This window comes from bacterium, from assembly GCA_030685015.1.
Taxonomy (GTDB): Bacteria; CAIWAD01; CAIWAD01; order CAIWAD01; family CAIWAD01; genus CAIWAD01.
Map to the genome: position 1 here is coordinate 1 of JAUXWS010000001.1, position 12,312 is coordinate 12,312.

General features: G+C 66.4%; 10 protein-coding genes. All 10 read left to right on the forward strand.

The genetic code is table 11. The features are described from left to right. Window positions 1-451: 451 nt before the first annotated feature. The 10 genes from Q8O14_00005 (at window position 452) to guaB (ending at window position 11,664) form a co-directional block, all read left to right on the forward strand. Window positions 452-2,095, forward strand: a complete 1,644-nt coding sequence (locus Q8O14_00005; GenBank protein ID MDP2359124.1) for a C10 family peptidase — start codon at window positions 452-454, stop codon at window positions 2,093-2,095. 370 nt (window positions 2,096-2,465) lie between these two features. Beyond that, window positions 2,466-2,894, forward strand: a complete 429-nt coding sequence (gene rplM / locus Q8O14_00010; protein MDP2359125.1) for a 50S ribosomal protein L13 — start codon at window positions 2,466-2,468, stop codon at window positions 2,892-2,894. Next, window positions 2,895-3,299 carry a 30S ribosomal protein S9 gene (gene rpsI / locus Q8O14_00015; GenBank protein ID MDP2359126.1) on the forward strand — a complete coding sequence of 135 codons (405 nt, stop codon included), beginning with the start codon at window positions 2,895-2,897 and terminating at the stop codon, window positions 3,297-3,299. It abuts the gene before it with no gap. Window positions 3,300-3,456: 157 nt separating this feature from the next. Next, a complete protein-coding gene (gene rpsB, locus Q8O14_00020) occupies window positions 3,457-4,377 on the forward strand; it encodes a 30S ribosomal protein S2 (GenBank protein ID MDP2359127.1) in 921 nt (306 codons plus the stop codon). A gap of 32 nt (window positions 4,378-4,409) precedes the next feature. Next, entirely contained in the window at window positions 4,410-5,294 is an 885-nt protein-coding gene (tsf, locus tag Q8O14_00025; GenBank protein MDP2359128.1) for a translation elongation factor Ts, read from the forward strand. Window positions 5,295-5,343: 49 nt separating this feature from the next. Next, window positions 5,344-6,069 (forward strand): UMP kinase, encoded by a 726-nt coding sequence (gene pyrH, locus Q8O14_00030; GenBank protein MDP2359129.1) that lies wholly within the window; start codon window positions 5,344-5,346, stop codon window positions 6,067-6,069. Continuing rightward, complete coding sequence (gene frr / locus Q8O14_00035) at window positions 6,066-6,623, forward strand: ribosome recycling factor (GenBank protein MDP2359130.1); 558 nt, start codon at window positions 6,066-6,068, stop codon at window positions 6,621-6,623. Before pyrH ends, frr begins: the two co-directional genes overlap by 4 nt. Window positions 6,624-6,707: 84 nt before the next feature. Continuing rightward, entirely contained in the window at window positions 6,708-8,522 is a 1,815-nt protein-coding gene (lepA, locus tag Q8O14_00040; protein MDP2359131.1) for a translation elongation factor 4, read from the forward strand. A gap of 33 nt (window positions 8,523-8,555) precedes the next feature. Beyond that, on the forward strand, window positions 8,556-9,533 hold the full coding sequence (gene lepB / locus Q8O14_00045; GenBank protein ID MDP2359132.1) for a signal peptidase I: 978 nt from the start codon (window positions 8,556-8,558) through the stop codon (window positions 9,531-9,533). A 670-nt stretch (window positions 9,534-10,203) separates the two neighbouring features. Continuing rightward, complete coding sequence (guaB, locus tag Q8O14_00050; GenBank protein MDP2359133.1) at window positions 10,204-11,664, forward strand: IMP dehydrogenase; 1,461 nt, start codon at window positions 10,204-10,206, stop codon at window positions 11,662-11,664. Window positions 11,665-12,312: the final 648 nt, after the last annotated feature.

Sequence of the window (12,312 nt, forward strand, 5' to 3'; positions counted from 1 at the left end):
GTCGTGCACAACCTGCTGGGGCAGCAGGTGGCCGTGCTGGTGGAAGGCACCCTGCCGGCGGGCACGCACCACCTGCCCTTCCAGGCCGGCCGCCTGGCCAGCGGCGTCTACCTGGTCACGCTGGAGGCGGCGGGGCGGGCGCAGACGAGGACGGTGACGCTGCTGCGGTAGGGCAGTGGTCGGTGGTCAGTGGTCAGATGATGGGTCAGACCACAATGCTGCAACGCCAACCACAGGTCAGATGATTGGTCAGATCGCAAAGCTGCCGCACCATCCTCAGGTCAGATGATTGGTCTGACCGCAATGCTGTCGCGCCACCTCAGGTCAGATGATGGGTCTGACCACTCAACCGGCATGACACCAGCCCCTTGCACTCCCGCCTCCACTATCCCAGCTTCCCGCGCCCCACGACGCCCAACGGCAACCGCAGCAAGAACCGAGGACAGCTGAGATGCGTGCATGCATTCTGGCCATCTTTGTCATGACGACCATCGCGATCGCGCGGCCTGTGGACGCGGATCGCGCCGCACAGGTCGCCGCCGCACGGCTGGCGTCCGGGGACGCCGCGCCCGCGCCGGCGAGCGTGACGCCCGCGCAGACCTTGGAGGACGGCTCGCCCGCGCTCTGGCTGGCCACTTTCGAGCGGGGCGGCTTCGCTTTCATCCGCGCCGACGACAACCTGCCGCCGGTGGCGGGCTGGTCCGCCACGGGTACCGTCCCGGTGGATCAGGACGGAGCCATGCATCCCGCGCTGGCCGACTGGCTGGACCTGCAGCGCCTCGACGCCGCCTGGACGCGCGCCGCGGGCTGGCGGCTTCCGGAGGCCGCGGCGGCCTGGGCCGCGCTCGAGTCAGGTGCGGCCGCCCAGCGCGAGGGCGAGACCGTGACTCCCATGCTGAGCTGCAGCTGGGACCAGGGCTGGCCCTGGAACCAGTACTGCCCGGCGGATGCGGCGGGACCGGGCGGGCACGTCTGGGCGGGCTGCGTGGCCACGGCCATGGCTCAGATCATGCACTTCTGGCAATGGCCGGACCAGGGCGCCGGCCAGCACAGCTACCAGCATCCCGCCTACGGCACACAAAGCGCCGACTTCGGCGCCACGGCCTATGGCTGGGACACCATGTCCGACGCCGTGGGCACGCCCGCCGCGGCTCTGCTGCAGTATCATTGCGGCGTGGCGGTGGAGATGCAGTACTCGCCCTCCGGCTCCGGCGCCTGGGTGGGAACAAACCATCCCAACGCCCTGACCGCCCTGGAATCCCACTTCCGTTACCCCGCCGGCGCCGAGTTCATCCAGCACACCCAGTTTCCGGGCGCGGCCTGGGCGGCCCGCCTGGGCGAGGAGATCCTGGCCGGGCGCCCCGTGCTGGACAGCGGCTACGGCTCGGGCGGCCACGCCTTCGTGCTGGACGGCCTTCAGGACGGTCTCTTTCACGTCAATTGGGGCTGGTCGGGCTGGTTCAACGGCTGGTTCGACATCGAGGCCCTCAGCCCCGGCGGCATGGAGTTCTCCATTTTCCAGGGCGCCATCGTCAACTTGATGCGGCCTGAGATCCCCCTCATCACACTTCCCGCCCAAGCCACGGCGGCGGGCCAGCCATTCCCCCTGCTCCAGTTGGATGACTGGGTGGAGGCCGGCCCGGGCGGCGCGGCGGACCTCATGTGGTGGGCCGAGGCGGAAGCGCCCCTCGACGTGGCGCTGGACGAGGAGGCGCGCACGCTGCAGGTGGCCTATCCCGCCGGCTGGACGGGTGGCGCCGGCCTCTCGCTCTGCGCCATCAGCGGCGTGGGACTATGGTCCTGCGCGGAGATTCCCTTCACGGTTCAGGGGATCTTGCCCCCGTCACCTGTCCAGGATCTTGCCCTGACCCTGACCCCGGCCGGCCCCCGCCTGAGCTGGACACCGCCCACCACGGACAGCGCCGGGCAGGTCATCCAGTTGTCGGCCATTCGCATCCACCGCTCGATGGGTCCCTTCTTCCCGCCGCGGTCCGAAAACCTGATTGCCGTTGTGACACCGGAGGCCACGTTCTGGACGGACCCCGCCCCGCCGGAGGGCCTGGGCTTCTATTGCGTTGTGGCGGTGGCGGAGTAGTCATCGCCCCAGACTTTCTTCCTTTCCCTATCGGTATCGATTTCGACTTTCCCCACCCTCTTGTCCCTATGATTTGAAGCAGGATTCACGAGTACCCTTTGGAATCGAGTGTCAAGGAAGTGGATTGTTCCCATGGTCGAGTCTCGACTTCCAATTCGGGATGGAAGTCTCGATCCCGATAGCGATACCGATACCGATATCGATCTCGATAGCGATCCCGATAGCGATAGCGATCTCGATAGCGATAGCGATAGCGATAGCGATAGCGATAGCGATCCCGATAGCGATTGTGAAGAGGAGCTTGGAATGCCCTTGACTCCCTGCCAATGGGAGTCTATCTTCTGCGTCTTGCAAATTTCAGGAGCGACAGGTGAAGACCTACACCGTCAAGCCCGGCGATGTCCAGCGAGGCTGGTTCGTCGTGGACGCCGCCGACCAGATACTGGGCCGGCTGACCAGCCAGATCGCCCAGGTGCTGCGCGGCAAGCACAAGCCCCTCTACAGCCCCCATGTGGACGCCGGGGACTTTGTGGTGGTCCTCAACGCCGACAAGGTCCGGCTGACGGGCAACAAGGCGGACCAGAAAACCTACTTCTGGCATACGGGCTTCCCCCAGGGCGCCCGCACCGTGACCTACCGCATGGCCATGGCCAAGAATCCGGCCTGGGTCATCCAGCACGCCGTCAAGGGCATGCTGCCCCACAACCGCCTGGGGCGCCAGATGATCAAGAAACTCAAGATCTACAACGGTTCCGAACATCCCCACGCCGCGCAGAGGCCGGCCGAGTTGAGGTTCTAAATGGTCACCCGTACGCAGACGAAGCGCTTCTACGCCACCGGCCGCCGCAAGACCAGCGTGGCCCGCGTGTGGATCGAGCCCGGCAAGGGGGAGATCACCGTCAACGGCCGCCAGGTCATGGAGCATTTCCGCCGCGAGACCCTCAAGATGGTCATCGAGCAGCCCATGGAGACGGTCAACCTGCTGGGCAAGCTCAAGATCTACGCCACGGTCAACGGCGGCGGGCTGGCCGGCCAGGCCGGCGCCCTGCGCCTGGGCATCAGCCGCGCCATGGTGGAGATGGACGCCGACTACCGCGGCCCGCTGCGCCAGGCCGGGTTCATGACCCGCGACGCCCGCATGGTGGAGCGCAAGAAGTACGGCCAGCCCGGCGCCCGCAAGCGCTTCCAGTTCAGCAAGCGCTAGCGCGCCGGCGATTCGACTCTCTGCAGGGAGGCTGCCGCACGGGCAGCCTTCTTGATGAACGACACACACGTCCGGATCCGTGCGGAGGTGCCTGGGCCGGGTGGCCCGGGTCCCGTCCGGAGATGAAGGGCGTGGCGGACAAACCAAAGGAGCCATTATGTCCCGCGTGACCGTGCAGCAACTGCTGCTGGCCGGATCCCATTTCGGCCACCTCACCCGCCGTTGGAACCCCAAGATGCGCCCCTACATCTTCATGGAGAAAAACGGCATCCACATCATGGACCTGAAGAAGACGGCCACCCTGCTCGAGGACGCCGCCAACCGCATCGGCAAGATCGTGTCCGACGGCGGGGACGTGCTCTTCGTGGGCACCAAGGACCAGGCCCAGGACGTGATGAAGGACGAAGCCACCCGCTGCGGCATGCACTATGTCAGCGAGCGCTGGCTGGGCGGCATGCTCACCAACTTCCGCACCATCCGCAACTCCATCCGCACGCTGGAGAGCATGGAGGAGAAACAGACGGACGGCACCTACGAGCGCATCAGCAAGAAGGAAATCCTGCAGATCGAGCGCCAGAAGGAGAAGCTGGAGAAGACCCTGGGCGGCATCCGCACCATGAAGCGTCTGCCCGGCGCCGTCTTCGTGGTGGACACGGTGCGCGAGGCCATCGCCGTGAGCGAGGCGCGCAAGCTGAAGATTCCCGTCTTCGCCATCTGCGACACGAACAGCGATCCCGACGTGATCGACTACGTCATTCCCGCCAACGACGACGCCTTCAAGAGCATCGCGGTGATCACCAAGTGCCTGGCCGACGCCGTGGACGAGGCCCGCAGCCTGCGCAAGGAGGGCTTCGGCCAGGAGGGCGAGCAGCACGCCCCCGAGCGGGGCGACGCCAAGACTGCCCCGCGCCGCCGCAAGAAGCGCCCGGATGGGCCGGCTCGTCCGGAAGGCGAGCGCCATGGCGCGGCGCCGGCCGCCCAGGCTCGCGAGGCTGTGACGCCGCCCGCGGTCGAAGCGGCGGCCCCGGCTGAACCGGCCGTCGCCACCGAGGCGCCGGACGCCGCCGGCATCGAGTAGGGCAACCACCACCGAAGCGAACAGGACGCACCATGGAGATCTCCGCCAAGGACGTGATGAAGCTCCGCCAGATGACCGGCGCGGGCATGATGGACTGCAAGAAGGCGCTGGCCGAGTCGAATGGCGACCTGGACGCCGCCGTGGACTTCCTGCGCAAGAAGGGCCTGAAGACGGCCGAGAAACGGGCCGACCGCGAGGCGAACGAGGGCAAGGTGGTGTTCACGGCCGCCCCCGACGGGCGCGCCGGTGTCCTGCTTGAGCTGAATTCGGAGACGGACTTCGTCGCCGGCACGCCGGATTTCCGCGCCTTCGCCCTGGACTGCGCCGCCCGCGCCCTCGAACACCGGCCCGCCGATGTGGAGGCGCTCATGGTGCTGCCCGCCGTCAAGGATGCCGCTGTCCGCCTGGCCGACCAGCTGAGCGACATGACGGGCAAGCTGGGCGAGAAGATGGGCGTGCGCCGCTTCGCGGTGATGGCCGTCCCCCAGGGGCGCCAGGGCCTGGTCCATGCCTATGTGCACCTGGGCGACAAACACGGCGTCATCATCGCCGCCACCTGCGACAAGGCCGAGACGGCAGCCAGCCCCGAGTTCCGCGAGCTGGTCAACGACCTCGCCCTGCAGGTGGTGGCCTACGCCCCGCAGGCGGTGGATCGCGACGGGATCGACGCCGCCGTCATCGAGCACGAGCTGGCCGTCTACCGGGACATCGCCCGCAACGAGGGCAAGCCCGAGCAGATGGTGGACAAGATCGCCCAGGGCAAGCTCAACAAGTACTACGCCGAGGCCACCCTGCTGGAGCAGGCCTTCCTCAAGGAGGAGAAAAGCTCCGTGCAACAGGTGGTCAACCAGGTGGCCGCCCGCGCGGGCGACAAGATCGTGATCGAGGCCTTCGCCTCCTTCGTGATCGGCCAGTAGCAGCACGGCGCCCGCCTCGGCGGGCGCTTTTGCATGGGGGGTGACGCCTGTGGAGAGCCCGGTCTACAAACGCATCCTGCTCAAGCTGTCCGGCGAGGCCTTGGCCGGCGAGAAGGGCAGTGGCATTGATCAGCCCACCCTGCGTCGCGTGGCGGACGAAGTGGGCAGCATCCACGCCCTGGGCGTGGAGATCGGCCTCGTCATCGGAGGCGGCAACATCTTCCGCGGCATCTCCGCCGCCGCCAGCGGCATGGACCGCACCACGGCGGACTACATGGGCATGCTCGCCACCGTCATCAACAGCATGGCCTTGCAGCAGGCCCTGGAAGCGGGCGGCGTACCCACCCGCGTGCAGAGCGCCATGACCATCACGCGGGTGGCGGAGCCCTTCATCATCCGCCGCGCCCTGCGCCACCTGGAGAAGGGCCGCGTGGTCATCTTCGCCGCCGGCACGGGAAACCCCTACTTCTCCACCGACACCGCCGCCGTGCTGCGCGCCAGCGAGATCCGCGCCGACGTCATCATCAAGGGCACCAAGGTGGACGGCGTCTACAGCGCCGACCCCGTGACCGATCCCGGCGCGGAGTTTTTTCCGCGATTGACCTACCTTGATGTCCTGTCAAAGCGGCTGAAAGTGATGGACAGCACGGCGATCAGCCTGTGCATGGACAACAAGCTGCCGCTGCGCATCCTGAACATGAATCGCCCGGAAAACCTGCGCCGGCTGGTGCTGGGCGACGAGTTGGGCACCTTGATCTCGGGAGAGCGGGGATGAGAGAGGAGATCCTGTCCAAGTGCCAGCACCACATGGAGCGGGCCGTCGAGGAGGTGAAGCACACCTTCAGCGCCGTGCGGGCGGGCAAGGCCTCGCCGTCCATCCTGGACCCGGTGCGCGTGGACTACTACGGCACGCCCACGCCGCTCAACCAGGTGGCCAACCTCAGTTGCCCGGAGCCGCGCCTCATCGTCATCCAGCCCTGGGAACGGAAGCTGATCAGCACCATCGAGAAGGCGATCCAGAATGCGGACCTCAACCTCAACCCCTCCAATGACGGCATGGTGGTGCGCGTGCCCCTTCCCGAGCTGTCCGAGGAGCGCCGCAAGGAATTGGTCAAGCAGGTTCACAAGCTGGCCGAAGAGGGGCGCATCGCCGTGCGCAACGTGCGCCGCGACGCCAACGAGCAACTGAAGAAGGCGCTCAAGGCGGGCGAGATCAGCGAGGACGACGAGAAGCGGGCGATCAAGGAGGTGCAGGATCACACCGACGCCCACATCCGCCGGATCGACGAGCTGACCCGGGTCAAGGAAACGGACATCATGGCCGTGTAGCGGGTCCCCGGGGAACCGGCGGACCGCCGCCAGCGTCAGAGGCCGTCACATGCGCAGCGGGACCGGTTGGCCGCGTCCCGCTGCTTGATTAGAGAGGTCCCGGTGCAGGAACGCATTCGCAACTTCTGCATCATCGCCCACATCGACCACGGCAAATCCACCATTGCCGATCGTCTGCTCGAGCTGACCGGCACCCTGCCGCCCCTGCAGAGCCGCAAGCAGGTGCTGGACGACATGGAGCTGGAGCAGGAGCGCGGCATCACCATCAAGGCCCACCCTGTCGCCATGCGCCACACGGCCGCCGACGGCGTGGAGTACCTGCTCAATCTGATCGACACGCCCGGCCACGTGGATTTCGCCTACGAGGTGAGCCGCAGCCTGGCCGCCTGCGAGGGGGCGCTGCTGGTGGTGGACGCCGCCCAGGGCGTCGAGGCGCAGACCCTGGCCAACCTCTACGCCGCCGTCGCCCAGGACCTGGAGGTCATTCCCGTCGTCAACAAGATCGATCTGCCGGGCGCCCAGGTGGAGACGGTCGTCCACCAGATCACCGAGCTGATCGGCTGCGAGGCCGAGGACGTGGTGCTGGTCAGCGCCAAGACCGGCCAGAACTGCGACCTGCTGCTCGAGGAGATCATCCGCCGCGTGCCGGCTCCCCGGGGCAAGCTCGAGGCCCCCCTGCGCGCCCTCATCTTCGATTCGCTCTACGACAACTACCGCGGCGCCGTGGGCTACGTGCGGGTGGTGGACGGCCAGGTGGCGGCCGGGGCCGAACTGCGCTCCATGCACATCCCCCGCGAGTTCCAGATCGACGAGGTGGGCACCCTCACCCTCAAGCGCGTGCCGGGGCGCCTCCTCCAGGCCGGCGAGGTGGGCTACGTCATCCTGGGCTCCAAGGACGTCAAGGACGCCCGGGTGGGGGACACACTCACCTTGAAGCGCGGCGGCGCGACGGAGGCCCTTGAGGGCTACGACGAGGTCAAGCCCATGGTCTTCTCCGGGCTCTACCCCGTCTCGGCGGATGACTACGAGGAGCTGCGCGACGCGCTGGCCAGGCTCTGCCTCAACGACTCGGCTCTCGTCTACACGCCGGAGACCAGCCTGGCGTTGGGCTTCGGCTTCCGCTGCGGCTTCCTTGGCCTGCTCCACATGGAGATCATCCAGGAGCGGCTGGACCGCGAGTACGACCTGGACATCATCACCACCATGCCCAACGTGGAGTACCTGGTCCAGCAGCCGGGCAAGGGCGAGGAGGTGGTGGACAACCCGGCCGACTTCCCCCGCGGGGAGAAGCTGGAATCGGTGCGCGAGCCCTTCATCAAGGCGACCATCATCACGCCGGTGGAATTCATCGGCAACATCATGAAGCTGTCCATGGACCGCCGCGGCATCTTCAAGGCCACCGAGTACCTGGACACGACACGGGCCTCGCTCAGCTACGAGTTCCCGCTGGCCGAGATCGTCTTCGACTTCTACGACCGCCTCAAGACCATCTCGCGGGGCTACGCCTCCTTCGATTACGAGCTGCTGGACTTCCGCCAGAGCCAGCTCAAGCGGCTGGACATCATGATCAACGGCGAGGTGGTGGACGCCCTTTCCATGATCGTGCACGTGGACAAAGCCTGGGACTGGGGCAACAAGATGTGCATCAAGCTGAAGGAACTCATCCCCCGCCAGCTCTTCGAGGTGGCCATCCAGGGGGCGCTGGGCACCAAGGTGATCAGCCGCACGACGGTCAGGGCCATGCGCAAGAACGTGACGGCCAAGTGTTACGGGGGCGACATCAGCCGCAAGCGCAAGCTGCTGGAGAAGCAGAAAGAGGGCAAGAAGCGCATGAAGCAGGTTGGCACCGTGGAGATTCCCCAGGAGGCCTTCCTTGCCATGCTCAAGATCGAGCGCTAGCCGGCCGACGGCCCGCGCCAACTGGGTGGACGCATGAACTGGATTCCCTGGCTGATCATCATCGCCCTCTGCTGGGCCTTGGTCGACAATCCGCTGCAGCCCAAGGCCTGGCGCCAATGGCGGAAGGCGCGCCGCACGGCCCACCGCCAGAAGGAGCAGGCCAAGCGGACGCGCAAGGGGCCGGCCCGCTACTGGCTCGAGTTCATCGGCTCCATGGTGCTCTTCCTCTTCTTCTTCCGCGCCATGGTGGTGGAGGCCTACCGCATCCCTTCCGGCTCCATGGAACGGACGCTGCTGGTGGGGGACTTCCTCCTCGTCAACAAATTCCTCTACGGCATGCGCACGCCGGACTGGGTGGGCATCCCCTTCACGCGCTTCGGCTTCGACGTGCCCTACCTGGAGTTGCCGCCCCTGCGCGATCCGCGGCCCGGCGACATCATGGTTTTCCGCTACCCCAAGGATCCGCTCACCAACTACATCAAGCGCATGGTGGCCGGTCCCGGCCAGACCGTCCAGGTCCGAGACAAGCATGCGCTGGTGGACGGGGTGGAGTTCCCGCCCATGCCCGGGCAGGTCTTCGCCATGCGCCAGGTGCTGCCGCCCGATTTCCACGATGTCTACATCTGGCCGCTGGGCAGCGGTTGGAACAAGGACCAGTGGGGGCCGGCCCTCGTCCCCGCCCGGGACATGACCATCGAGCTGACGCCCGAGCACTGGCGCCTCTACCGCGAGGCGATCGAGCAGGAGGGGCGGCGCCTCTCCACCACGCCGGAGGGCGGCTTCCTGGTGGACGGGCGGCCCGCCACCAGCTACACCTTCTCGCAGAACCACTATTTCATGATGGGCGACAACCGCGATCGCAGCGCGGACAGCCGCTACTGGGGTTTCGTGCCCGAGGAGAACGTGGTGGGCAAGGCCTGGATCATCTACTTCTCCTTCGACGCGGAGAAGGTCAAGGACGAGTTCTGGCAGGTGATCCGCTTCGGCCGGCTGCTGCGCTTCATCGAGTAGCTGGCGCCGCAAGATCCGGCGTGGCGACGTGCGACGAGGCCGAAAGCAGGGACCTTGGGGCAAACCCCCATCCCGGCCTTCCCCCTGGCAGGGGGAAGGTGGACTCCTGAGGTGAAGGCCGCGGGCCAACCTGCGGTTGGCCACGGCCTGAACCGAGAACATGGGTTGTCGATTCACTTGATGCGGCCCTCTGTCCGACGCCCGCCGTGAGGCGGGCTAGTTAGGGCCGGTGATGTCTTGGAGAGGGCTTTCTTTGGGCACCTTTCTTTCGCCCGAGAAAGAAAGGTGCAAGTGGCGGCGCTTGCGCCGCAAGATCCGGCGTCGCGCCGCGTGACGAGGCCGAAAAGAGGGAACGAGTCCGCGAAGTGTCGCTTCGCGTAGGATGCTTGGTCCATGTGATGGTGAAGCCGAAGGCTGAACCAAGTGCCATGGCACTCGCATCAGGAGATAGGGCCCTCTGTTCGACGGCGGCCGTGAGGCCGCCTAGTTAGGGCCCTGCATGTCTTGGAGAGCGCTTCTTTGGCGCCACCTTTCTTCTCGCGAGAAGAAAGGTGGCAAGGTAGCGCGGCGCTTGCGCCGAAAAACGCAGGACGTGACGCACGACGAGCCAAAGACCGGGTCCTTGCCGGGATGACCACAGGTGCAGTGTTGGAAGAAGGAGGAGGCGGAGATGAGCAAGTTGATCGGCCGCGGCCTCACCTTCGATGACGTGCTGCTGGTGCCGCGCGAGTCCGGCGTCCTGCCCGCCCAGGCCCAGGTGGGCACGCGCCTCACCCGGCGCATCCGCCTCAACATCCCCCTCGTCAGCGCCGCCATGGACACGGTCACCGAGGCCGAGATGGCCATCGCCATGGCCCGCGAGGGTGGCATCGGCATCATCCACAAGAACCTCAGCCCGGAGGAGCAGGCCGCCCAGGTGGACACGGTGAAGCGCTCCGAATCGGGCATGATCCGCCGGCCGGTCACCATGTCCAGCGGCCGTACGCTGCAGGAGGCGGTGGAGCTGATGGCGCGCTACCGCATCAGCGGCATCCCGGTGGTGGACGATGGGCGCCTCGTGGGCATTCTCACCAACCGGGACCTGCGCTTCCTCACCGACCTGGGACAGCCCATCGCCTCCGCCATGACCCGGGAGAACCTGGTCTGCGCCCCGGATGGCACCACCCTCGAAGAGGCGGAGCGCATCCTGCAGCAACACAAAGTCGAGAAGCTGCTGGTGACGGGCGGCGCCGGCGAGCTGGTGGGCCTCATCACGGTGAAGGACATCCAAAAGAAGAAGCAGCATCCCCACGCCGCCAAGGACGGGCAGGGCCGCCTTCTGGCCGGCGCCGCGGTGGGCGTGGGTCCGCGCGAGGTGGAGCGCGCCGCCCGCCTGGTGGAGGCGGGGGTGGACGTCCTCTGCGTGGACACGGCCCACGGCCACAGCCTTGGGGTGGTGGAGATGGTGCGGGAGCTGAAGGCCCTCCAACCCGAGGTGGAGATCGTGGCCGGCAACGTGGCCACGGCCGGGGCGGTGCGCGCCCTGGCGGAGGCCGGCGCCGACGCCGTCAAGGTGGGGATCGGGCCGGGCAGCATCTGCACCACGCGGGTGGTGGCCGGCGTGGGCGTGCCGCAGGTGACGGCCATCCTCGACTGCGCCGCCGAGGCCGCGCGCCACGGCATCCCGGTCATCGCCGACGGCGGGGTGAAGTACTCGGGCGATTTCGCCAAGGCCATCGCCGCCGGCGCCGAGACGGTGATGCTGGGCTCCCTTTTCGCCGGCTGCGAGGAAAGCCCCGGCGAGCTGGTCCTCTTCGAAGGCCGCTCCTTCAAGGTCTACCGCGGCATGGGCAGCCTGGGCGCCATGAAGCGCGGCAGCAGCGACCGCTATTTCCAGGGCAGTGTGCGCGAGGAGCAGAAACTGGTGCCGGAGGGGATCGAGGGGCGTGTCGCCTACAAGGGCAAGGTGGCGGGCGTGGTCTATCAGCTGGTGGGTGGCCTGCGCGCCAGCATGGGCTACTGTGGCTGCCCGGACATCGACAGCTTCCGCCGCGACACGCGGCTGATGGAAATCACCGCCGCCGGCCTGCGCGAGAGCCATCCCCACGACGTGGTGGTGACCAAGGAATCCCCCAACTATTGGACCTCGTAGGCGAAGCGCCGATCTCGAAGGTCCACATTGACAATTCGAAGGTCAGACTTTGGAATTGTCACTGATGATGTACCAGCACGCATCCTGGCGTCACAACTCCAGTGTGGAGGCGCGAGCCCTTCCCGCCCTGCTCACGACCGGCCAGCGCTGCTCGGGCAAGACCACGTTCCTCCGTCATTCCTTTCCCAAGGCCGTCCTGGGGCGAGCCCGCAGGCGGATGTGCGACAGCCCTCGACGACCTGAAGCAAGTCTCCAGAAAAGATGCAGCGTGATCGTCCCGAACGGCGGAAGGCTATTCGTGAAAGGATCCGAAGGCTGGGAATTAGGACAAAACCCGAATGTGCGTGCGTCACGAGAGATTTCAGTGCAGACAGAAATGTCTTGAATCGATCAAAGGGAAGCACTACGCTTACGGCTACAAGGAGTGAAAGATTTGGCAGGCTGGTCGTATCGCAGTGCATGATTCGGTTTTGTACAGGCAATGACAGAATGAAGGGCCACGTTAACAACTTGTTAGCCCGGCCATTAAGAGTCTGATTTTTGTGGTTTGAAGTCGTTGACTGTCATCAGTCAGTTCCCGGCCGTTTGGGACAGCTTATTATTGAGATGATCTTTGTGCGTGAGTTAGTGGGCCGGAGAAGCGGATAG